The following is a 21,839-nucleotide window of genomic DNA, read 5'->3' as shown; positions in this document are numbered from 1 at the left end:
CTCAGGCCCTCTTCAGGCGAACCGTGAAGACGGTGCCCCTGTCGCTGGTTTCGACGGTGATATCGCCGCCATAGTCGGCGACGATCTCCTTGGAGATGGCAAGGCCGAGGCCGAGCCCTTCATCCTTCGAGGTGTTGAACGGCGTGAACAGATCCTCGTGGATGTGCAGGGGAATGCCTGGGCCGTTATCGGCAACGACGAGCAAAACCGTCCCGGAGGGGCTGTCCTTGCAGCGCACGCGGATCTCGGCGTCGCTGCGCGTGCCGAGCGCTTCCAGGGCATTTTGCAAAAGGTTGATCAGCACCTGCTCGAGCCGGATGTGGCTGCCGAGGACGCTGAGGCCATTTTCCGGCAGGTCGATGACGATCGCATCCATGCGGCCGGCAAAGCGGCTGCGCAGCAGCATCATCGCCCCCTCGATCACGTCGCGCATGGGCGTCGGCTCGGCGACGAAGCGGCCCTTGCGAGCGAAGCTTCTGAGTTCGTCGGTGATGGTGCCGACCCGATCGGTCAGTTCGGCGATGCTGACAAGGTTCTCGACCGCGGTCTGCTGCTGGCCGCGTTCGAGGAAGGTGCGGGCGTTGTCGGCATAGGCGCGGATGGTGGCGACCGGCTGGTTGATCTCGTGGGCGACGCCGGCGGCGACCTGGCCGAGGATCGCCAGCCGGTTGGCCTGAACCAGCTCCTGCTGCACCGCCTGCAGTTTCTCGCCGGTGCGCCTGTGGTCGGCGATCTCCGTTTCCAGATGATCGCGCGCCAAGCTCAGGTCATGGGTGCGTTCCGCCACGCGGCGCTCCAGTTCGTCACGCGCGGCACGCTCCCTTGTGGCGACCAGCGTCAGGGCCTGGCGTCGGCGCAGCAGGAAAGCGGCGAGCGCCAGCAGCGGCACGATGACGGCGAGCGCGAGAAGCCGGGCTTCACGGGTTGCCGCCGAAATCGCACCATCGAGCGGCGCCAGTTGCTCCAGCCGCCAGCTCGTGGTCGGCACCATGGTCTCGACCCGCAGGAACTGCCGCTCGCTGTCGCCGGGCAAAAGCGCACGCAACTCGCTGGAGCCGTCGCTGGTCGGCTCGATGTCGCGGAAGGGCAGCGGCAGCAGCGAGGCATCGCCAAATTGCAGGCTGTCGCGGATGGCGGCGACGCGGTCGCGTGGAATTGTTCTGGTCGTCATGAAGCGCCAGGAGGGGAAGCTGGTGATCAGCACGATGCCGCGCCGGTCGGTGACGTAGACCGGCTTGCCGGAGGCGAGCCATTCGGCTTCCACATCGTCGAATTCGAGCTTGGCGACGACGACGCCGATCGGGCCGTCAGGACCCTGGACCCGACGCGAAATGTAGAGGCCCGGCCGCTTGCTGACGTTGCCCATGGCGAAATGCTCGGCCTTGCCGTCGCGCATCGCCATGCGGAAATATTCGCGGAAGGCATAGTCGTTGCCGACGAAACTCGTCGGCTCGCGCCAGTTGCTGGCGGCGACGGCGACGCCATCGGGGCCGATCACGTAGATGACAGCGGCGTCCGTGTTGGTCGCCAGCGCCTGTAGCTTCTCGTTCAGCCGTTGCAGCGCCTCTGTGCCGCGGGTCGAAAGGGCTGCCATCACCTCGACATCGTCGGCCAGCACCAGCGGCGTCGAGCGTTGGCGTTCGAGTACGGCGCGCAGCAGCGAGGCCTTCAGATTGGCATCGATCCGGCTTTGGGCATCGACAGTTTCGAGCGCCTGGCTTCGGCCGTACTCGCCGGCAAGCAGGAGCGCGGCGACAAGCAGCGCGACGGCAAGGCCGGCAAAGACCAGCCAGGTGCGGCGCATCGACTGGTCGAGATCTGCCAGATTGAGGGGGGCGGACAGGGCGTTGAACATGGCCCAATTGTGCATTTTTTCGCTCAGTCTTCCAGACGGCTTGTGCGGAAATCCGCTCAACTCTTTGTGCGCACCGAGCCGCCTGCACAAAACATCCTCATCAATTCAAAGGCTTGGTTCCTGCCGCGGCCAACTGGCACGACCGTTGCAAATGACATCCTCATGACAGCCCGCGCTGTCGCGCATCGGAAATTGACCCGGGAGGCCCGGCATGACGCCGGACTGGGTCCAGTGGAGGATCTCATGATTATCGAACAATCCGCGGAACCGCGCGGCAAGACACCTTTCTATCGCCATCTCTATGTCCAGGTTCTGGTTGCGATCGCCGCCGGCATCCTGCTCGGCCATTTCTATCCGTCGCTCGGCACCGAGCTGAAGCCGCTCGGCGACGCCTTCATCCGTCTCGTCAAGATGATCATCGCGCCGGTCATCTTCCTGACAGTCGCGACCGGCATCGCCGGCATGACCGATCTTGCCAAGGTCGGCCGCGTCGCCGGCAAGGCGATGATCTATTTCCTCACGTTTTCGACGCTCGCGCTGATCATCGGCCTGATCGTCGCCAATGTCGTCCAGCCGGGCGCCGGCATGCACATCGATCCGGCCTCGCTCGACGTCAAGGCGGTGACCACCTATGCCGAAAAGGCGCATGAGCAGACGATCACCGGCTTCCTGATGGGCATCATCCCGACGACGCTCGTCGGCGCCTTTGCCGATGGCGACATCCTGCAGGTGTTGTTCATCTCCGTGCTCTTCGGTCTGTCGCTTGCCATGGTCGGCAAGAAGGCAGAGCCCGTCGTCGACTTCCTGCACGCGCTGACGCTGCCGGTCTTCAAGCTCGTCGGCATCCTGATGAAGGCCGCCCCGATCGGCGCCTTTGGCGCGATGGCGTTTACCATCGGCAAATACGGCGTCGGCTCGATCGCCAACCTGGCGATGCTGATCGGCACCTTCTACATCACGTCCTTCCTCTTCGTGTTCGTCGTTCTTGGCGCGGTCGCCCGCTACAATGGCTTCTCGATCGTTGCGCTGATCCGTTACATCAAGGAAGAACTGCTCCTGGTGCTCGGCACGTCCTCGTCGGAAGCCGCTCTTCCGGGTCTGATGAGCAAGATGGAAAAGGCCGGCTGCAAGCGCTCGGTCGTTGGTCTGGTCATCCCGACCGGCTATTCCTTCAACCTCGACGGCACCAACATCTACATGACGCTGGCCGCGCTCTTCATCGCCCAGGCGATGGATATCCCGCTGTCGCTCGGCGATCAGGTGCTGCTGCTTCTCGTCGCGATGTTGAGCTCCAAGGGTGCTGCCGGCATCACCGGCGCCGGTTTCATCACGCTGGCTGCGACGCTTTCGGTCGTCCCGGCGGTGCCGGTCGCCGGCATGGCGCTGATCCTCGGCATCGACCGCTTCATGTCGGAATGCCGCGCGCTCACCAACTTCGTCGGCAATGCGGTCGCCACGATCGTCGTTGCGAAGTGGGAAGGCGAACTGGATGAAGCGCAGATGGCCGCGGTCCTTGGCGGCCGTGCGCCGGAGGCGCTGCCGCAGCCGGCCTTGCAGCCGGCGGAATGAGTTTGCCTCCCAAGGCATGGCTGCAAAAAAGCAGTCCGAACGCGGTCCGTGGCAACACGGGCCGCGTCGTCGTTTTAGCTATTGGCCGCTCAGCGTCATCTTCGACGTTTCAGGCGCACCGGCGTTCAGGTAGGCCACGAAGTCCCGGAGCATCGGAACTCGGCGCGGGCGGAAGCTTTCCTCCGTCATCGTGACATCGACGATGCGATCGACGCGGAACTTGCGGTAGTCCTGGCGCAGGCAGCACCAGGCGAGAAGCACCAGAACCCGTTCCAGATAGACGATGGCAAGCGGCAAAACCTGCCGGTCGGTCCGCTGCCCCAAGGCATCCACATAGCCGATGATGACGGCGCGTTCCTGCCAGGAGGCTTCGCGCAGCAGGGAGACATCGACGGTTGGCGGCCCTCTCCTGTCGAAGCGATAGACCTGCGAGACTGCATGAAGCGCCTGGCGTTGCAACCGATCGGGCAGTGTCGCCGTTATCTTGGAAAGGACGGCGCGTGCCGCCGCGGCAAGATCCGGCTCGCCCATGTGCTGCACCTCGGCAAGGCCGAGCACCAGCGCCTCGATCTCCAGGCGGGTAAAGGTTTGCGGCGGCAAGGCGATATCCTCCGTCAGCCGGTAGCCGAAGCCGCGCTCGCCATCGATGACGGCGCCGGCGGCGCGCAGGCTGTCGATGTCCCGATAGAGCGAGCGCAACGACACGCCGGTTTCCTCGGCAAGGCGGGCCGCCGTTACCGGGGAGGGGAGTGTGCGCAGCGCCTGGAGCAGGCAGAACAGACGATCACTACGGGCCATGGATGAAAGATAGACGAACCCTACTGACGAAAACTGGCAGTTGGCCGACTGTATAAGATCCGCATCGCCAAACGCAACCGAGGATCCAGACTATGCTGACACTCTTTCACGCCCCGCGCTCGCGCTCGTCGCGCATCATCACCCTGCTTCGCGAACTCGATGCTCTCGACAAGGTGGAAGTCGAGATCGTCGACATCACTCGCGGTGACGGCAGCGGTCGAAAGGATCCGGCGAACCCGCACCCGGAGGGTAAGGTGCCGCTGCTCGTTCATGACGGTGTGGTGCTCTGGGAAACCATTGCGATCATCCAATACCTGACCGACCTCTTCCCGGAAAAGAGGATGGCGCCGCATGTTGGCGATCCGCAGCGTGGCCGTTATCTCAGCTGGCTTGCCTGGTATGCCGGTGTGGTCGAGCCGGTGCTGATCGCGCAAGCCGCGGGGGTTTCGCACCCCTATTTCGACGCCACCTTCCGCGGCCCGACAGAGATGGCGGCACGCCTGGAAAACGCGTTGAAGGACAGTCCCTATCTGATGGGCGAGCACTACTCGGCGGCCGACCTGCTCTTGCATTCGCCCTTCGCCTGGTATCCCGCGGCAACACCGGATAGCGCCGTCATCAAGGACTGGGTCGAGCGCTGTGGCGCGCGGCCGTCGCTACAATGGACCGCGGATTTCGATGCCCGGGTGGCAGCGGTAGCCTGACGGCGCCGGCAACGCGCCAACTCCGCCCCGGTTCCGGTCCGAAGGGGGCATGGTGGCCCAAGGCTATTTTCGCTTGAGATTGATCTCGCTCGTGACGATCCGCTTGCCGGAAGCGGGATCGACGTCGATCGTCTTCAACTGCATCCCGTTGGTGCCGACCTTGCGTAAGGTCAGGTCGGCACTGCGGTCGCCATTGACTTCCTTCGCCCATCGAATGGTGAGGTTGATCGCATCGCCGCGTCGTGTGCCGTTGAGCCCGGCGCGGCCGCCGCGGGGGCCGAGATAGGAGCCGCTATAGGTGGACCCGGTAAAGCGCAGCTTCGCGTCGATGGATCGCGAGATCAGCAGCATGCCGCGGCAGACGCCCTCCATCGATAGAGCCGCGTCGCTCGCCTTGGAACTGAAGTTGCAGGAAATGTTCATCGGCGACATGTGAGCACGGATGCGCACCGTTCCGGTGCCTGCCCAGTTGCCGCCAAGGGTCTTCAAGAACGCGCCCTCGTCTGCCCGTGAGGCACTCGTGGACGGCAAGATGAGTGCGGCCATCAGGAGCCATCGCCACATGCCTTGCACCTCCCATTTGCGTGGATGCTGCAACACCCCGTTGCCGCACATGAGCGTCAACGCAACATGTGGCGGCGAAGTTCCTCATTGGCTTCTTTATCTGGCCGGATCTTACGATCGATCAACAATCGGGCACGCATCCGGGCAGCCATCAAAATGTGATCCCTGGCGCTGTTTTATCAGATTTGCCTGCACGTGCGCTGCTGTTTTCAATTCCCCGTATTAACGTTGATCTCTGAAACAGCGTCTCGTCGTCCCCATCCGTAAAAACGGGTAAAGACTTCGTTACCTTGTAAGTATAGACCTCGATCTGCGCTGTCTGTCCGATTTAGCTATTGGCCACCGGGGCGGGAGGGGGACTGGTTTATGTTCGGTGTTACGCGCTTTTTGCCTTTTTCAACCGATCCGGGTGCCCGGGTCCGCCTAAAGGCACCCGCCAGCCACCGGTTCATTTCACGCGGTCGCAAGCAACGAACAGCGGTTACGCTGTCTGGAGACTGCCCGTGACGGCGCGATCCGAATGTGTCCGATCCCCGGACGGCGAAACGCCGTTCACGCCTGAGCGGTTCGTCGGCGATCCGCTCTTTGGGGAGGCGTTGCGTCAGGCGGCCCTTCATATGGTTGCGATCCATGACGCCGCTCCGCGCATCGTGCGCTACACCGCCAGCCTGAGAAAATGGCTGCTCACCCAGGCCATCCTGACGCTGCATTTCGAGCGTCTGACCGACCCATCCCGCCCCGAACTGACGGCGGCAAGGCTGATCGACTTTATCGCGGGCAACAACGTAGCCAGCAAGAACACGGCAGCGGCGCACCTGGCCGAGATGCGCAACTATCGACTGCTTCTCGATGCGGAACAGGGCGGCGACAAGCGGATCAGGCCCCTGATCCTTTCCGATGTCGCTGAGGGCCTGATCCGGCAGTGGTTCGAGGGGCACCTTTCGTCGCTCGACAGGCTCGACGAGGGAACAAGGCTGGCGCAGTCGCAAACCGAGCCGACCTTGATGCATCATGCGCTCCCGCGTGCGATGCGGCGGCTCATCGCGGATCGCGCCTGGTGCGAGCCACCCGAAAGCATCGCCGCTTTCGTCTCGACGGAGTCAGGCAGCAACATCCTGCACGACCTGGTGGCGCGGCTGCCGACGGGCGTCCTGCCCGATCAGCGGATTTGGATCGGGCCCCTGAAGCCAGGTGAGATCTCCAGCCGCTACATCATCTCGCGCACCCATGCGCAGAGGGTTTTCGCGCGTGCCGGTGATCTCGGCGTTCTCGGCTGGGAGAGTTCCGGCAGCCGCGGTCCGCTCTGGATTTCGCGTGACCTGGTCGACGATTACCGCCATTGGCAAGCGGTCAAGTTTGCCGCACTCGATGAAGCCTTCGCCTGGGCAGCGTTGCAGGCAAGGTGAACGGCGGGCGCGGCCTGAGCGCGTGCAGATTGCTGCTTGCGATGCGTGCCGGTCGGCTGTCGCTTTCAGCAGGTGCTGACCCGCCCATGACGCTGGACGTGCGGCAGCAAGAAGCGGGACGGAAATCGGACCGCAGCCTGCCTACAGACTGTGCAGAACCTGCGTCGCCTTCACCGCGGCAGACGCCCGGTTCTCGACGCCGAGCTTCACATAGATCTGCTCCAGATGCTTGGTGACCGTGCGCGCGCTCAAGCCGAGGATCTCGCCGATGTCGCGGTTCGCCTTGCCCTTGGCGATCCACAGCAGCACCTCCGATTCCCTTGGGGTCAATGCGAAGTGCTGGCGCAACACCGCATCGTCGGAGCGGCGGTTTTCGGCGGTGAGGCGGAAGAGATGTTCATTCGGGCCGATCGAGCCGAGGAAGGATATCTGCAGGGACGACTGCTCGGGCTGGTCGAGCGTGAAGGTGCCGTCGTCGGGCGCTCCGGTGCGCAGGCGGTTTGCCATCCAGCCCGCGATGCGCCGGGTGACGATCGCCATGCCATCGTCGCGGCCGGTTGCGGCGTTGACGAGACGCGTCGCCTGCGGCGTCGACCAGCAGACGCTTCCGTCGCTGCGCACCGCGAGCAGATGGCGGCCGGCCGCGTCAAGTGCGACCCGTGCGCTCTGGGCCGAACGCGCGTTCGAGAGATGGACGCGAATGCGCGCCCTCAGCTCATCGATGTTGATCGGCTTGGTCAGATAGTCGACGCCGCCGGCCTCGAGCGCACGCACCACATGTTCGGTCTCGGTCAGCCCGGTCATGAACAGCACCGGCGTCTGGCCGACGGCGGCGTTGCCCTTGAGGCGTCGGCAGGTCTCGAAGCCATCGATCCCGGGCATGACGGCATCGAGCAGAATGACGTCGGGCGTGATGCGCTCGGCGATCGAAAGGGCGGCGCTGCCGGAGGTCGCGATCAGCACGGAAAAGCCGGATTGCTCCAGCGCTTCCGTCAAGAAACCAAGCGCCTCCGGGGAATCGTCGACGAGAAGCACGATGTCGCGGCGGTCGTTGGCCTCAGCCATGGGCGTCGTCTCCGTTGGCTGCGTTGTTCTTGAGGAAAGCGTCGTAGCCCGAGAGGTCGAAGGCCTGCACATAGGCGCGGGCGGCCTCAGCGAAGGGCTGGTGCTCGGGCTGCAGGGCAATCTCCGTCAGTTTGGCTTCGATGCCCCTGACATAGCCGATCTCTCCAAGGCGGATCAGCTCTTCCACGTGATAGGCGTCGGGGCGCGTCAACGGTTCGGCCGCCGGCGACGGGTGTGCTTGCTTCTCCTCTCCCTCGTGAACCCAAGTGAGGCCAAGGTGCACGGCGAGCTTGTCGGCGAGTTGCCCGACGGGGAAGGGCTTGGCGAGCGTGTCGTTGTGGCCGCGGAATGCTCCGGTCGCCGAGCCATCGCCGATATTGGCCGAAAGCATGATGATCGGCGCGATCTGCCCGCCCTGGCGCAGCCGCTCGACAAGCTCCCAGCCGCTCATGCCCGGCATCGAGATATCGATCAGGAAGAGGTCGGCGCCGAGGTCTTGAAGCAGCGCCAGACAATCGGCTCCGGACGCGGCCGTCAGCACCGTGAAGTCCATCGGCACGAGGATCTCGCGCATGAGGTCGCGATGGTCGGCATTGTCGTCGACGATGACGATGGTGCGGCGCGGGCCGAGATAGGAGGTGATACGGCGCGGGGCTGCGGGAGGTAGCGGACGATCTACCGCCGACAGCATCAGCCGGACGCGGAAGGTGGTGCCTTGCCCAGGCGTGCTGGTGACTGCGATTTCGCCGCCGAGCGTCTGCGTCAGGAGCCGCGTGATCGTCAGGCCGAGGCCGAGGCCCGGCATACTACCGAGATGTTCGGCCTCGCCGCGCTGGAACGGATCGAAGATGCGCGGCAAATCCTTGTCGGCAATGCCGCGGCCGCTGTCGGCAATCGTGAAGGTCGCCACCTGGCTGCGATAGGCGACATCCAGGCGGATGCCGCCACGCTCGGTGAACTTCAATGCGTTGGATAGGAGATTGACGAGGATCTGCCGCAGGCGCTTTTCGTCGGTCTTCACATGGCGTGGCAGGCCGCTAGCGCGCTCGTGCTCGAAGCTGATGCCCTTGGCCAATGCCTGCGGCCGAAACATTTCGACGATCTGGTCGAGGAAATCGTGAATGTTGATCTCATTGGAATAGACCTGCAGCTTGCCGGCCTCGATCTTCGAGATATCCAAGAGGCCGTCAATCAGGCCGGAAAGATGGTCGGCGCTGCGCTTGATCACCTTGATCGCGCCCTGACGCGCCGGGGGGATCGTCTCGTCGCGCTCCAGAACCTGGGCGTAGCCGAGCACGGCGTTGAGAGGCGTGCGAAGCTCATGGCTGAGGCCGACGACATAGCGGCTCTTGGCGCGGTTGGCGGCTTCCGCCGTTTCCTTCGCCTGCTGGAGTGCGGCGTCGGTCTTCTTGTGGGCGGCGATTTCCTTCAGAAGCAGGGTGTTCTGGCGCGAGGATTCTTCTTCGGCGACGACGCGGCTGTCATGGGCGAGCACGTAGAACCAGGAGACGATACCAGCGAGCACGGCAAAGACGAAGAAGACGACGGCGACCGTGCGCTCGACGACCGCAGCGATCTCGGGAGATGTGCCGGCGGTCTGGTGGGCGATCATCGCGAGGATGAGGCCGATGCCGGCGATCGACAGCACCGCAGAGATCGCGTAGCGGCCGAGCCGCGTCGCGAGCTTTTCCGTGACGGTGCGTGGAAGCAACGTGGTCGCGACGGTCGCGACCTGGGCGTTGAAGCGGGCCTTCGGCTTGCACATGTCGTGGCAGCGGCTGTCGAGCGAGCAGCAGAGCGAGCAGATCGGCGCTGCATAGGCGGGGCACCAGGCCATGTCCTCCGGCTCGAACGGATGCTCGCAGATCGAGCAGGTGATGTCCATCCGGTTGGCCCAGCTCCTGCGCGGCTTGCGCGCGAGATAGAACTTGCCGTCGGTGCCCCAGGCAATCAGCGGCGAGGCGATGAAGGCGACGACCAGCGCGATGTATGGCGCGAGCGAGGCGGCAATCTCGCCGAAGGCACCGAAATGCGCTGTCAGCGCCACGGTCGCCGAGATCGCCATCGCGCCGAGACCCACAGGGTTGATGTCGTAGAGATGGGCGCGCTTGAACTCGATGCCGGGAGGCGACAGGCCGAGCGGCTTGTTGACGAAAAGATCGGCCGAAATCGTGCAAAGCCAGGCCATGGCGATAATGGAGAAGACGCCGAGTGTTTCCTCAAGCAGCCGGTAGATGCCGAGCTCCATCAAAAGGAGCGCGATGGCGACGTTGAAGACCAGCCAGACGACCCGGCCCGGATGGCTGTGGGTGAGCCGCGAGAAGAAGTTCGACCAGGCGAGCGACCCGGCATAGGCGTTCATGACGTTGATCTTCAACTGCGACACGACGACGAAGGCGACCATCAGGAGAAGTGCTGCCGTATCGGAGGGGATCATGTAGCCGAAGGCGGTGTAGTACATCTGCGCCGGATCGGCGGCTTTGGTCGAAGGCACACCGGCAGAAAGCGCCAGCACCACCAGGAACGAGCCGGCGAGCAGTTTGGGCGCGCCGACGATCACCCAGCCGGAACCGGCGAGAAAGACGGCGATGCGGTGGTGCAGCTTGCGCTGTCCGTCCGGCGGCAGGAAGCGCAGGAAGTCGACCTGTTCGCCGATCTGCGCCATCAGCGCGAAGATGACGGCAGAGGCCGCACCGAATTCGACGAGGTCAAAAGGCGCGAAGGTACCCGGAGGACCCGAGGCGTGATGCATGCCCGCATAGGCGAGCCAGGCGCCGACCTTCTCCCAATCGGCAAAGGCGATGAAGACGAAGGGCAGGACGTTGAGCACGATCCAGAACGGCTGCGTGATCAACTGGAACTTGCTGATCAGCCGCACGCCATGGGTGACGAGCGGGATCACGACGACGGCGCTCAGGATGTAGCCGATCCAGAGCGGTATGCCGAGCGCCAGTTCGAGTGCGCCCGACATGATCGAGGCCTCGATCGCAAAGAGGATGAAGGTGAAGCTGGCATAAATCAGCGAGGTCACCGTCGAGCCGATATAGCCGAAGCTGGCGCCGCGGGTGAGCAGATCGATGTCGACACCGTGGCGGATCGCATAGCGGCTGATCGGCAGGCCCACGGTCAGGATCATCAGGCTGGCGACGACGATCGCAACGATCGCATTGGTGGTGCCATAGGACATGGTGATGGCGCCACCGATCGCTTCCAGCGCCAGAAAGGAGATCGCGCCGATGGCGGTCTGGGAAATGCGTTCGGAAGAGAAGCGCCGGGCGCTCTTGGCGGTGAAGCGCAGCGCATAGTCTTCAAGCGTCTGGTTGGCGACCCAACGATTGTATTCCCGCCGGACGGGAATGATGCGCTGGCGTGCCGCCATGGGGGTCCTAACGTGCTGTCGCGGTAGTCTCTGCCTTTTTTCTTAGCACGGAAATTTTCTGCTTAAAATTGCTGCAATCGTAAAATGTGTCGGTAAAGCGGAAAATATGAGCGTGCCGAAATCGGATGCCCCATACTTTGAGAATGAGATCAGTTGCGGAGTGCAGCGGCCGTCAGTTGGGCCGGCAATAGATCGGATTGCTGATGGCCCGGCGGATCGTCTGTTTCGAGAGATCGTCCTCCGAGAGCGCCCAGGGCAAATTTTTGCCGTGGAGGGCCTCCCGGAATGTCTCGACGATCGCGCTCCGGTTGGCGGCCGCGGCGATTTCGGTCCGCAGGAACCGATCGGGCGAACCGGCATAGTGGGCGGTCCAGTCGTCAGCTTCGATGGTCTCTTCACCGACGATGCCGGAAGCGTCTAGCCACAGCAGCCGGTCGCCCTTGGCGCCGCGAGCCAAGGCCTCTGCGGTCACTGGGCCAACCACGGTCGATCCCATCGGTTGGCCGTTGGCGATCAGTTCGAGATGCGGGCCGGTGGGGCTTTCCGTCACGTAGCCGTGGCCCGATCTCATCGTGGCGAGCACGGCGTCTTCGGAGAGTTCATTGAGCCAGAGCACCGTCGTCGGGCGGGCGAGCACCAGCGGTCCCTCCGGCAATAGCCGCGCCGGTTGGTGGAAGTCGCTGCCGCCGATGGCGGAGATCTTCAGGCCCGAGGCGAGGCGCTGCTGGTAGCGCTCGAGCGACACCCAGTTCCAGGCGAGCCAATGGGATTGCCAGACCTCCATGCAGTCGATCTCAGGCAGTTCGTAGTCCCAGGGGATGGTCGGCTTGTCGTGGTTGACCGAGAGCAGGCCGCCGCGCTCATGCACCATGCTCGCGAGCGTGCGGGCATGCTCCGGCTTCGTCATGCGAAAATCGACCCAATCGTCGACGCCGAAGACATTGGCGTGGCCGACGGCGGTGGTGATTTCCATGGCGCGGATGAAGATGAGGTCGGCGGAGGAATGCGGATGGAAGTAGCGCCGCTGGGTGATGGTGTTGTGGTCGGCGACCGCAAGAAAATCGAGACCCGCCTGTTTGGCGGCGGCGTGCAGCAGTTCGGGCGAGCCAGCCGCATCCGAGTGGAAGGTGTGGCAGTGCAGATCGCCGCGATACCATCCGGACTGTTTGCGCACGGGGAACGTTCTTTCCGGCTGCGGCACGATGGAGCGCGGGCTTCTGTCGAAATCGACCGTCACGCTGACCTCGGCGCCTTCTTCGGGGATCTTGTAGAGGCCGAGCATCACCTTCCACTGGCCGGGCGGCATCTCGCCGTGAATGTAGCCGGGCGTGGCGTCGTCGGCAGCGATGAAGAAACGGTCACGCGCGCCACCGCTCCAGCCGCGAAAACCCTGGCCGGTCGGATACTCGGTCGCCCGCGGATCAAGCGCGCCGAGATCGATGATGCATGCCTCTGACTTCGGATAGCTGAGCGTCGCGTCGATGCGCGTTACACCTTCGGGCACCTCGAAGGGCAGATAGAAATAGGGATCGGCCGCCTGATGCTTACGGGTGATGCGCACGGCAAATTCCTGCATGGCGGCCTCAGCGTTCGTCTGCCGCGGGAATGCGGGCGCTGCTGTCATCGAAGAGGGTGATGTGCCTGGCGTCGAAGGCGAGATGGACTGAGGTTCCGACCTTGATCTCGTCGTCGGTGAAGATGCGCGCGGTGACGCGACCGTTGTCGCCGCGCTCCAACGTGACGAGGCTCTCCGGCCCCATGTTCTCGTTGGCGAAGAGTTCGCCGGAAACCACGTTCAGGTCGCCTGCGGCCGCGATACGCAAATGTTCGGGGCGGACACCGAGTGTCATCCTGGCTGATTTCGCCGCCTTGGCGATGGCGTCGGTGAGCGCGATCGGTGCGAGCTTCAGGCCATCGGCGCGCAGGTGCAGGGCGCCATCGCCGATGGATGCTTCGACGGGGACGAGGTTCATCGGCGGATTGCCGACGAAGTTGGCGACGAAGGTCGTTGCGGGCCGGCGGTAAATCTCGATCGGCGGCGCGAACTGCACGATCCGGCCCTTGTCCATGACGGCGATGCGGGTTGCGAGCGCCATGGCTTCGGCCTGGTCGTGCGTGACATAGACGGCGGTCATGCCCATGTCGCGCTGCAGGTGGTTGAGGAAGCCGCGCGCTTCGAGCCGCAGCTTGGCATCGAGGTTCGAAAGCGGTTCGTCGAAAAGATAGACCTCGCTCGGATAGACGAGCGCACGTGCCAGCGACGTGCGCTGCTGCTGGCCGCCGGAGATCTGGCTCGGCAGCCGCTTCATCAGGTCGCCGATCTTGAGGACGTCGGCCACTTCCTTGGCGCGGGCGTGGCGCTTGGTCTCCTGCTCGCCGCGCACCTTCAAGGGATAGGCGATGTTGTCGGCGATGTTCATGTGCGGGTAGAGCGCATAGTCCTGAAAGACCATGGAGATGCCGCGGTCCTTCGGATGCAGGTAGGTGACGTCGCGGCCGCCGATCATCACCCGGCCAGAGGTTGGCGTTTCGAGACCTGCGATCATGCGCAGGCTCGTCGTCTTGCCGCAGCCCGACGGACCGAGCAGGCAGATGAACTCGCCGTCGGCGATCTGGAAGCTGATGTCGGGCACGGCGACGAAGGCGCCGAAGGTCTTGGAGATGTTCTGGAATTCGACAGAGGCCATGACGGGTTTCCGATTACGACTTGATGCCACCAAAGAACCGGAAACCGAATTTCCAATTCACGAAGAGATAGAGGGCGATGACCGGCAGCGAATAGATCAGCGAATAGGCGGCCAGCAGCGTGACGATCGGCGTGCCGGCTTCCGAGTAGAAGGAGTAGATGGCGACGGATGCCGGCATCAGCTTGTCGCTGCGCAACAGGATGAAGGGGATGAGGAAGCTGCCCCAGATGTTGACGAAGGCCCAGACGACAACCACGACGATGCCCGGCCGGATGACCGGCAGCGCCACATCGAAGAACGCCTGGAGCGGAGAGGCGCCGGCGACCATCGCGCTCTCCTCATAGGAGCGCGGGATGGCGTCGATGAAATCGCGAAGAATGAACATCGCTGTCGGCAACAGCCCGCCGGCAAAGACGAGAATGACGGCAAGATGGGTGTCGATCAGGCCTGCCGCGGAGATGATGAGGAAAATCGGCACCATCGCCGCCGAGCCTGAAACGACCGACGAGAAGAGCAGCAGGATATAGGTGACGGCGCCCTTGCCCGGGATCGGTGAGCGCGAGAGGGCATAGGCCGCAAGCGTCGCCGCCGCGCCGACCAGCACCACGCCGCCCGCCGCCTGGATGAGACTGTTCAGCAGCGCCTGCATCGCGAAGGTGTTCTGGAAGACGGTGGCAAAATTCGAAAGCGTGAAGGGCGAGGGGATGGCAAGGCCGAGTTCGGCACGGGCATTGAAGGGTGCAAAGATGAACCAGACGAGCGGCAGTGCGAAGATCGTTCCGAGGAAGGTGGCGGCGGCGGCAAAGATCGCGCGCCGCACGAAGATGTTCTGAGTCTTCTGCATCATTCCGCCTCCACCGGCTTCTTGTGGGCAAGGCGAAGATAGATGAGCGCGAAGGCGAGATTGATCAGCATGATGACCACGCCGACGGCAGCGCCCTTGCCGAACTCGAAATCCTTGAACGCGATGCGGTAGGTGTAAATCGACAGGATCTCGGTGCGATAGGACGGCCCGCCATGGGTGAGCAGGAACGGCGTGAAGACGTTGAAGGTCCACATGGTGATGAGGATGAGGTCGGTGACGACATGGCCGCGGATCAGCGGCAGCGCGATGTCGCGCAGCTTCTGCCACGAGGTGGCGCCGGCGACATCGGCTGCCTGGAAGTAACTCGGCGGGATCGACTGGAAGGCCGAGTTGAACAGCATCATCGAGAAGGCGGCGCCCCGCCAGGTGTTGAAAGACACGATCACCCAGAACGGTTGTTGCAGCAGCCAGTCGCCCGGCGGCAGACCGAGGCCGCGCAGGATCATGTTGAGCGTGCCGTTGTCATAGTCGAGGAAGGCGAACCAGGCAAAGCCGATCACCACCTCCGGCAGGATCCAGGCGGCGATGACCGCGGTCTGCAGGAAGGATTTGAGCGTCGGCGTGACCGTCTGGCTGAGCCAGGCGAGCAGCAGCCCGAGCAGCGCCTGGCCGATCAGCGCCGAGAGCAGCACGAACTGGATCGTCAGGATCAGCGAAAACCCGAACTGGCCGCGGGTAAAGAAGGTCGCCGGATTGAAGAGCGCGAAATAGTTCTGCAGGCCGACGAAATCGGGGTCGACGGCCGTGCGGCCGAGCAGTGTGCGGTTGGTGAAGGAAACGAAAATCACCCAGAAGAAGGGAACGATGACGAAGACCCCGACGAGGGCCGTGGCCGGTGCCAGAAAAAGCGCGCCGGCGCGCGTCGAAAGCAGGGAGAATTTCTTCATGCGCGTTTCATGCCCATATCCTGGATCGGGAGCCCGGCCACGGATGGCAGCCGGGCGCTCTGTCGTTGGATCGAAGCGGGATGAGGGCACCGTTGCGGCCACATCCCGCATTGGCTTTAGAGCGTGCTGACGGTGTTTTCTTCGCCGACGATGGCGATGACGGCCGCCTTGTACTGGGCCATCGCGTCCTCAGGCGAGAGCTCGCCGGAAACGACGCTTTCGGTCATGCGCTGGATCTCGGTCGAGACCTTGTTGTAATTGGCGTCGTTCGGACGGGCCGTGGTGATCGGCAGCAGCGTCGTTGCCGTTTCCGTCAGGAACGGCGAGTTCGGGATCGCCACGTCGTCGCGGATGCGGATGGCGGGCTGGATTTCCTGGAACGCGTCGAGCTGCTCCTTGCTGTTCATGAACGAGAGCAGCGCCCAGGATTCGGCAGGCGCGTCCGTATGCGGATTGATGACGAAGCCGGTGCCGCCGGACATCGTGACGAAATCCTGGCCGCGTAAGCCCTTTCCGGGTGCTGCGGCGGGCATCTTCTTCCAGGTCATGGTGTTGTCGCGATCGGCGACGGCGAATTCGGCGCCGGGCGCTGTGACCGAGCGATAGAACCAGTCGCCCTCGACGAGCATCGCCGTCTTGCCATCGCGGAAATTGGCGAAGGTGCGGTTGCGGCCGTCGGCAAGCAGCTGCGCGCGCTGGTCGCCGAGCTTGTCGTCGACATAGATGGTCTTGTAGAGCTTCAGCGTGTCGAGGATGCCCTGGCTCGAAACGATATATTTGCCGCTGTCGTCGGTGACCTGTTCGCCGGTGCCGAGCAGCGCCATCCAGTAGCCCTGCATCGTGGTCGCCTCGCCCATGGAGACGCCGGCGTTGAGCTGCAACGGGAAGCTGTCGGGGGCGGCCGCCTTGATCTTGCGGGCGGCGTCGAGCAACTCATCCCAGGACTTCGGCTGCCAGCTGTCGGCATCGAGCCCAGCCGATTTGAAGAGGTCCTTGCGCACGAAGATCATGCGGGCGTCGGTGCCGAGCGCGATGCCATAGGGCTTGCCCTGGTAGCTCATCAGCGCCTTGGTGCCGTCGGAGATATGCTGCCAGCCCTCCCACTTCGGAACGTCTGGGCCGGCCACTTCCTCGAGCGACTTCAGGAGATTGCCCTGGACGAAGCTCGGGATCAGGAAGCCGTCGAAGCCGGAGACATCAGGGCCGGCGCCGGTGGAGAAATCGAGCGCGAGCTGCTGCGTCAGCTGCTCGTCCTCGCCGCCAAACTGGGTGAGCTTGACGGTGACGTCCTTGCCTTCGGCCTTCATCTTCTCGGTAAAGGCCGGAATGACCTTCTTTTCGATCCACTCGGCCATGCCGCTGTTTACGCCGCCGATGATGCAGCGGCAGGTGATGTTGAGTTCGGTGGCGCTCACTGGTGCTGCAAAGGCGATGGCCGCGGCTGCGCCGAGCAATAGGGAATGAAACCTGGTACGCATGTTTTCTCCTCCCGGTCGATCCACTCAAGGACCTATGTGTCTGGCTGCGACAGTCCGTCCCTCCTCCAGGTCCGGCGTCCCGACGACGGTCAAGAATGAACACGCTTTCATCTTTGTCAACATGGATCATGTGTTCCGTTGGTAAAAATCGGCGGAATACCTATTCCGCTTGACGAAATCGTCGCGTTGCTCTCTTTTGTGAATGAACACGTTTTCATTTTGTGACGGATAGATGAACGAGCGCGCCGACAAGAAAGCTGCCCGAGCCACCGCAGACCAGGTGGCGCGCGAGGCCAATGTTTCCCGTGTGGCGGTCTCGCGGGCCTTCAATCCGAATGCGTCGCTGAAGCCGGAAAAGCGCGACCGCATCCTGCAGGTGGCGCGGGAGCTGAACTACACGCCCGACATGGCGGCACGCTCGCTGGTGACCGGTCGCTCGCATCTCGTCGGCATGATCGTGCCCGACGTCTGCAGCCCCTGGGAGAGCCAGGAGATCGACGCGTTGACGACGGCGCTGCAGGCGGAGGGCTTCGCGACGCTGCTCTTCAAGGCCAAGGCTGATTTCAGCATGGATCCGCGCCTGCTCACCTACATGCGCGGCTTCAATCCGGATTCCGTGATCGCGTTTACCGAGAACATCCTGCCCGATGTGCTCTGCGGCTTTCTCGACCGCGCGGTGCCGATCTACGTGATCTACGACGACGTGAAGCAGTTTGCAGGCGCCGCATCCGGTACGCTCTATGACCGCCTGCTCGTCCGGCAGAAAAACGGCATCGAGCAGGCGGTGGCCCTGCTTCAGGGCTATGGCGCGCGCCGCATCGCCTATCTCGGCGGCAAGGCGCAGTCGCTCGCCAATGCCGAGCGCGAGCGCACACTGAAGGAGACGCTCGCGGAGCGCGGCATGGATGCGCCGATCGTGCTTGCCGGCGATTACACCTACGACACCGCCTACCAGGCGACGCTCGATCTGTTCCGCATCGGCGAAGGTGCCGATGCGATCTTTGCGGCCAATGACGTCGGCGCCTTCGGCGCGATCGACGCGCTGCGCCACGAGCTCGGGCTTTCCGTGCCTGAGGACGTCAAGGTCGTCGGTTTCGACGACATCCCGCAGGCGCACTGGAAGAGCTACAACCTCACCACCGTGCGCATCGACCTCGAAGAGCGCGTGCGTGCGCTCGTCCGCCTCATCCTGATGCGGCTTCGTGCGCCCGATGCCGAGCCGTTTACCGAGACACTCAACACCCGCCTGATCGTGCGGGGCACCGTCGGCTGAAGGTAGCGAACATGACCGAAAAACGCATCCACGTCGTCTTCAAGACCCATCTCGACATCGGCTTTACCGATCACGCCGAGAAGATCCGAAAGCAGTATCACGAGCGCTTCATCCCGCAGGCGATCGAGACCGGCGCGCACTTCTACAACGAGAACCCGCACGAGCCGCTGTTCGTCTGGACGACGGGCGCCTGGCTGATCTGGGATCACCTGAATTCTCGCTCGAAGGAAGAGGTCGCCCGCCTTGAGCAGGCGATCGAGCGCGGCCTGATCCGCTGGCACGCGCTGCCCTTCACCACCCATACGGAGCTGATGTCGCCGGATCTTTTCAAGGCGGGGCTTTCCTATGCGCAGGAGCTGGACCATCGCTTCGGTCTGAAGACGATCGCCGCCAAGATGACCGATGTGCCCGGCCATACGCTCGGCATGGTGCCGCTGCTGGCCGAAGCCGGCGTGCGCTTCCTGCATATCGGCGTGAACTCCGCTTCGCCGCCGCCGGAAATCCCGGATATTTTTCGCTGGCGAGCGGCGGGCGGCGAGGAAATCGTCGTCATGTACCAGCGCTCCTATGGCGAGACCTATTTCCCCGAGGGTCTCTCCGACGGCTTGAGCTTCGCCCATACCAGCGACAACATCGGCCCGCAGAGCGTGTCGCAGACGGCCGAAGCCTATCGCGAGATCCTGAAACACGAGCCAGGTGCCGCCGTGCGCGCGGCGACACTGGAGGACTACGGCAAGCTTATTTGGGAGGCGCGCGAGCGTTTCCCGGTGGTGGAAAAGGAACTCGGCGACAGCTGGATCCACGGCAGCGGCACCGATCCGGAAAAGATCGCCCGCTATCTGGCGCTGCAGCGGCTTTACGACCAATTTGCCGGCGAGCGGATGACCACAAGCCGCCAGGCCTTCGGCCGCAAGCTGGCGCTGGTCGCCGAACACACCTGCGGCGTCGACATCAAATCCTTCCTGCGCGACGAGAAGGCCTGGGCACGCCCCGCCTTCGAGGCGGCGCGAAAGACTGATCCTCGCTTCCACTATACCGAAGCGTCCTGGGCGGAGCAGCGGGCCTATCTCGACCAGGCGGTTGCAGAGCTGGACGGCGAGGATGCGGTCCGCGCCGAGGCGGCCCTTGCCGAGATTGCCGTTCCATCACGGCCCGAGGCGGCCGAGGCTGCTACGCGGCTCGATGTCGGCGGCTGGATCATCGAGCTTGATCCGGTAACCGGCGACGTTTCCGCGCTGACTGCGCCCGACGGTCGGACGGTCCGTGGCGCCAACGGTTCGCTGATCGCCTATCGCTATGAAAGCTATGACGCCGGCGACGTTCGCCGCCACATGGATACGTACCTTACACATTGGATGGACTGGGCGGTGCTCGACCACGACAAGCCCGGGCTTGCGAAGGTTGCGGAAGCGCGCTCGCAGGCCTACGCGCCCAAGCTCTACGGCACGACCGCAACATCCGTCCTTGCAGTCATGCCGGCAGAAGCGGTGGAGCAATTGGGCGCGCCTGCCGAAATCGCCATCGAATTTTCCGCCGGCAAGGACGGGCTCGATGTCCGGCTGTCCCTCTATGGCAAGAACGCCAACCGTATGCCGGAAGCGAGCTTTCTGTCGTTCACGCCCGAGGGACGTTCCGCCTGGGATGTGCGCAAGATGGGGCACTGGCACGCCACCGACAATTTCGCCCGCGCGGGCGGTGCACAGCTGCAGGCGGTCACGGCGGTGAGGGGGCGCTCGGAACCGGGCGTCGAGCTGATGGTCGAAAACCTCGACACGCCGCTGGTGGCGCCGCAGTCCTGGCCGTTCATGGCCTTCTGCAAGGACCTGCCTGACTATTCCGCCGGTGTCCGCTTCAACATCCACAACAACAAATGGGGCACCAACTTCCCCATGTGGTGGGGCGGTGATTTCACCACGCGCTTCAAGCTTAGCTTCAGCGGTCGGTGATCGTCAGCGACTGCGGAGCGACGGAAGGCTCATCCTCGTTCGGGTGGGCTGAGCCGGTCTCCCGGTGAAGACACCAGATGTCGACCGGAAGGCGACGACCTGGCAGCACGACCGCCTCGTGCGATACCCATGCGGCTTCCGGTGCTGGTGCTTGGAGCCGGCACATCAACGAAGCGGAGACGACGAGCGGCACCTGCAGCGTCTTGGTCATGGATTCCAGGCGCTGGGCCACGTTGACGGCGTCGCCGATGACGGTGAACTCGCTGTGGCAGCCGCTGTCGAGAACGCCGCCGACGACCGTGCCATAGTGCAGGCCGATGCCGGCATCGAGGGCCGGGTGGTTGTTGCACGCGTTGTGGTTCTTCCAATCCGTGAGGATGTCGACGAGATCGAGCGCGCAGGCAAGTGCCCTGTCGGCGTCGTCTTCCTTCGGTCTCGGCTGGCCGAAGACCGCCATCACCCCATCGCCGATGAATTTGTCGACGGTGCCGCCGTGTTCGAAGATCGTCTGCGAGACGAGTTGGCGATATTCGGCGAGCACGAAGGCGAGCTCAGGCGCCGGTGCCGCCTCGGCAAAACGGGTGAAATCACGCAGGTCCACGAACATGATCGCGGCGCTGCGTCGCTCCAGCCCGAGCACATCGCCTTTCTCCTGCAGGGCGGAAACGACTAGCGGCGAGAAGAAGCGCGAGAGATTTTGTCGCCGCTGGTCGGCCTTCAAGGCTTCCTTGCGCGTCCGGTCGTGGTCGCGCGCAAGAAGATAGATGGCAAAGGCGGTGAAGCCGAAGCTCACGGTCAGGCCGAGATCCTGGTTGAAGAATGCCCCGAGCAGCGAAAGCGGTCCGGAGGCATCATGCCTTGCAGCCGTCATCGCCAGCATCGTCACCCAGGCTATGAGCACGATGGCGGAAAAGAGGAGGACCAGGCGTCGCTCCAGCTTGAGTCCGACATGGACGAGCAGGATGAAGGCGACGACGAGGCTGGTCGTCGTCAGATTGTGGTTCGCTGTCACCGGGCCGGCCAGAATATGGGCGTAGAGCAGCAGCGCGACCAAGAGCGCATCGAGAACGACGAAGAGGGTCGTCAGCCAGGAGCGGCCGGGCAGATAGCGCGCCGTTGCCACCGACGCCACGCTGATGGCGAGATAGCTGACGACGACGACCGCGTGCATGCGTTCCGCGCCCGCGTTGCCGCCGAGCAGCAGACTTGCCAGCAGGATTGCGAAAGCAACGAAGCGCAGGGTGAGCGAACGCTTCTCCCGGGCCGTATCCCAATGCGGATGAAGTGAGGACGTCATGTCTTTCGGCATTCCCCCTGCGTCGACGGCCGGCGATAGCCGCTCTGCTACCAGTCGATTCGCGTC

Annotated in this window: 16 protein-coding genes; 5 read left to right on the top strand and 11 right to left on the bottom strand. The window is 63.7% G+C overall.

The features are described from left to right. Nucleotide 1 precedes the first annotated feature (1 nt). Nucleotides 2-1,870 carry a sensor histidine kinase gene (locus AC3WVQ_RS27095; protein ID WP_492383249.1) on the bottom strand — a complete coding sequence of 623 codons (1,869 nt, stop codon included), beginning with the start codon at nucleotides 1,868-1,870 and terminating at the stop codon, nucleotides 2-4. Between the two features lie 228 nt (nucleotides 1,871-2,098). Here AC3WVQ_RS27095 and AC3WVQ_RS27090 point away from each other — a divergent pair, with 228 nt between their 5' ends. Continuing rightward, the gene (locus AC3WVQ_RS27090) at nucleotides 2,099-3,424 is read left to right on the top strand and encodes a dicarboxylate/amino acid:cation symporter (RefSeq protein ID WP_034805703.1); all 1,326 of its coding nucleotides are present in this window, start codon (nucleotides 2,099-2,101) and stop codon (nucleotides 3,422-3,424) included. A gap of 78 nt (nucleotides 3,425-3,502) precedes the next feature. Here AC3WVQ_RS27090 and AC3WVQ_RS27085 read toward each other — a convergent pair whose 3' ends face one another. Continuing rightward, complete coding sequence (locus AC3WVQ_RS27085) at nucleotides 3,503-4,222, bottom strand: helix-turn-helix transcriptional regulator (RefSeq protein WP_492383248.1); 720 nt, start codon at nucleotides 4,220-4,222, stop codon at nucleotides 3,503-3,505. A 92-nt stretch (nucleotides 4,223-4,314) separates the two neighbouring features. Here AC3WVQ_RS27085 and AC3WVQ_RS27080 point away from each other — a divergent pair, with 92 nt between their 5' ends. Continuing rightward, nucleotides 4,315-4,926 carry a glutathione S-transferase family protein gene (locus AC3WVQ_RS27080; protein ID WP_034805722.1) on the top strand — a complete coding sequence of 204 codons (612 nt, stop codon included), beginning with the start codon at nucleotides 4,315-4,317 and terminating at the stop codon, nucleotides 4,924-4,926. 63 nt (nucleotides 4,927-4,989) lie between these two features. Here AC3WVQ_RS27080 and AC3WVQ_RS27075 read toward each other — a convergent pair whose 3' ends face one another. Next, the gene (locus AC3WVQ_RS27075; RefSeq protein WP_034805724.1) at nucleotides 4,990-5,490 is read right to left on the bottom strand and encodes a hypothetical protein; all 501 of its coding nucleotides are present in this window, start codon (nucleotides 5,488-5,490) and stop codon (nucleotides 4,990-4,992) included. Between the two features lie 503 nt (nucleotides 5,491-5,993). Here AC3WVQ_RS27075 and AC3WVQ_RS27070 point away from each other — a divergent pair. Next, nucleotides 5,994-6,896: a hypothetical protein gene (locus AC3WVQ_RS27070; protein ID WP_034805726.1), complete on the top strand. Its 903-nt coding sequence runs from the start codon at nucleotides 5,994-5,996 to the stop codon at nucleotides 6,894-6,896. Nucleotides 6,897-7,037: 141 nt separating this feature from the next. On the opposite strand, the gene AC3WVQ_RS27065 is transcribed toward AC3WVQ_RS27070, so the two are convergent. The 7 genes from AC3WVQ_RS27065 to AC3WVQ_RS27035 form a co-directional block, all read right to left on the bottom strand. Further along, complete coding sequence (locus AC3WVQ_RS27065; RefSeq protein ID WP_060601704.1) at nucleotides 7,038-7,961, bottom strand: response regulator transcription factor; 924 nt, start codon at nucleotides 7,959-7,961, stop codon at nucleotides 7,038-7,040. Beyond that, nucleotides 7,954-11,340: a hybrid sensor histidine kinase/response regulator gene (locus tag AC3WVQ_RS27060; RefSeq protein ID WP_034805730.1), complete on the bottom strand. Its 3,387-nt coding sequence runs from the start codon at nucleotides 11,338-11,340 to the stop codon at nucleotides 7,954-7,956. Before AC3WVQ_RS27060 ends, AC3WVQ_RS27065 begins: the two co-directional genes overlap by 8 nt. A 172-nt stretch (nucleotides 11,341-11,512) precedes the next feature. After that, complete coding sequence (locus AC3WVQ_RS27055) at nucleotides 11,513-12,916, bottom strand: CehA/McbA family metallohydrolase (protein WP_492383247.1); 1,404 nt, start codon at nucleotides 12,914-12,916, stop codon at nucleotides 11,513-11,515. 7 nt (nucleotides 12,917-12,923) lie between these two features. After that, on the bottom strand, nucleotides 12,924-14,027 hold the full coding sequence (locus tag AC3WVQ_RS27050; protein ID WP_029742803.1) for an ABC transporter ATP-binding protein: 1,104 nt from the start codon (nucleotides 14,025-14,027) through the stop codon (nucleotides 12,924-12,926). A 13-nt stretch (nucleotides 14,028-14,040) separates the two neighbouring features. After that, nucleotides 14,041-14,871 (bottom strand): carbohydrate ABC transporter permease, encoded by an 831-nt coding sequence (locus AC3WVQ_RS27045; protein WP_029742802.1) that lies wholly within the window; start codon nucleotides 14,869-14,871, stop codon nucleotides 14,041-14,043. After that, complete coding sequence (locus AC3WVQ_RS27040; protein ID WP_112976659.1) at nucleotides 14,871-15,779, bottom strand: carbohydrate ABC transporter permease; 909 nt, start codon at nucleotides 15,777-15,779, stop codon at nucleotides 14,871-14,873. Before AC3WVQ_RS27040 ends, AC3WVQ_RS27045 begins: the two co-directional genes overlap by 1 nt. Before the next feature lie 116 nt (nucleotides 15,780-15,895). Continuing rightward, entirely contained in the window at nucleotides 15,896-17,257 is a 1,362-nt protein-coding gene (locus AC3WVQ_RS27035; protein ID WP_029742799.1) for an extracellular solute-binding protein, read from the bottom strand. A gap of 232 nt (nucleotides 17,258-17,489) precedes the next feature. Between AC3WVQ_RS27035 and AC3WVQ_RS27030 the strand changes: the two genes are divergently transcribed. Then, nucleotides 17,490-18,530, top strand: coding sequence for a LacI family DNA-binding transcriptional regulator (locus AC3WVQ_RS27030; protein ID WP_029742798.1), 1,041 nt, complete (start codon nucleotides 17,490-17,492; stop codon nucleotides 18,528-18,530). 11 nt (nucleotides 18,531-18,541) lie between these two features. Next, nucleotides 18,542-20,476: a DUF5054 domain-containing protein gene (locus AC3WVQ_RS27025; protein WP_492383246.1), complete on the top strand. Its 1,935-nt coding sequence runs from the start codon at nucleotides 18,542-18,544 to the stop codon at nucleotides 20,474-20,476. Here the strand turns inward: AC3WVQ_RS27025 and AC3WVQ_RS27020 are convergent. Continuing rightward, nucleotides 20,463-21,773 (bottom strand): adenylate/guanylate cyclase domain-containing protein, encoded by a 1,311-nt coding sequence (locus AC3WVQ_RS27020; protein WP_049810994.1) that lies wholly within the window; start codon nucleotides 21,771-21,773, stop codon nucleotides 20,463-20,465. The genes AC3WVQ_RS27025 and AC3WVQ_RS27020 overlap by 14 nt on opposite strands. Between the last annotated feature and the right edge of the window lie 66 nt (nucleotides 21,774-21,839).

The organism is Ensifer sp. EB106-05-01-XG146, assembly GCF_058791875.1.
Note: the sequence above shows the minus strand (reverse complement) of the source record. Positions and strands in the feature narration are given on the sequence as shown.

Excerpts from the sequence above, each read along its gene's own strand:
- AC3WVQ_RS27035 (WP_029742799.1), bottom strand. The coding sequence starts at position 17,257 with ATGCGTACCAGGTTTCATTCCCTATTGCTCGGCGCAGCCGCGGCCATC.
- AC3WVQ_RS27025 (WP_492383246.1), top strand. The coding sequence starts at position 18,542 with ATGACCGAAAAACGCATCCACGTCGTCTTCAAGACCCATCTCGACATC.
- AC3WVQ_RS27075 (WP_034805724.1), bottom strand. The coding sequence starts at position 5,490 with ATGTGGCGATGGCTCCTGATGGCCGCACTCATCTTGCCGTCCACGAGT.
- AC3WVQ_RS27020 (WP_049810994.1), bottom strand. The coding sequence starts at position 21,773 with ATGACGTCCTCACTTCATCCGCATTGGGATACGGCCCGGGAGAAGCGT.
- AC3WVQ_RS27045 (WP_029742802.1), bottom strand. The coding sequence starts at position 14,871 with ATGCAGAAGACTCAGAACATCTTCGTGCGGCGCGCGATCTTTGCCGCC.
- AC3WVQ_RS27040 (WP_112976659.1), bottom strand. The coding sequence starts at position 15,779 with ATGAAGAAATTCTCCCTGCTTTCGACGCGCGCCGGCGCGCTTTTTCTG.
- AC3WVQ_RS27065 (WP_060601704.1), bottom strand. The coding sequence starts at position 7,961 with ATGGCTGAGGCCAACGACCGCCGCGACATCGTGCTTCTCGTCGACGAT.
- AC3WVQ_RS27050 (WP_029742803.1), bottom strand. The coding sequence starts at position 14,027 with ATGGCCTCTGTCGAATTCCAGAACATCTCCAAGACCTTCGGCGCCTTC.
- AC3WVQ_RS27060 (WP_034805730.1), bottom strand. The coding sequence starts at position 11,340 with ATGGCGGCACGCCAGCGCATCATTCCCGTCCGGCGGGAATACAATCGT.
- AC3WVQ_RS27090 (WP_034805703.1), top strand. The coding sequence starts at position 2,099 with ATGATTATCGAACAATCCGCGGAACCGCGCGGCAAGACACCTTTCTAT.
- AC3WVQ_RS27080 (WP_034805722.1), top strand. The coding sequence starts at position 4,315 with ATGCTGACACTCTTTCACGCCCCGCGCTCGCGCTCGTCGCGCATCATC.
- AC3WVQ_RS27055 (WP_492383247.1), bottom strand. The coding sequence starts at position 12,916 with ATGCAGGAATTTGCCGTGCGCATCACCCGTAAGCATCAGGCGGCCGAT.
- AC3WVQ_RS27085 (WP_492383248.1), bottom strand. The coding sequence starts at position 4,222 with ATGGCCCGTAGTGATCGTCTGTTCTGCCTGCTCCAGGCGCTGCGCACA.
- AC3WVQ_RS27095 (WP_492383249.1), bottom strand. The coding sequence starts at position 1,870 with ATGCACAATTGGGCCATGTTCAACGCCCTGTCCGCCCCCCTCAATCTG.
- AC3WVQ_RS27030 (WP_029742798.1), top strand. The coding sequence starts at position 17,490 with ATGAACGAGCGCGCCGACAAGAAAGCTGCCCGAGCCACCGCAGACCAG.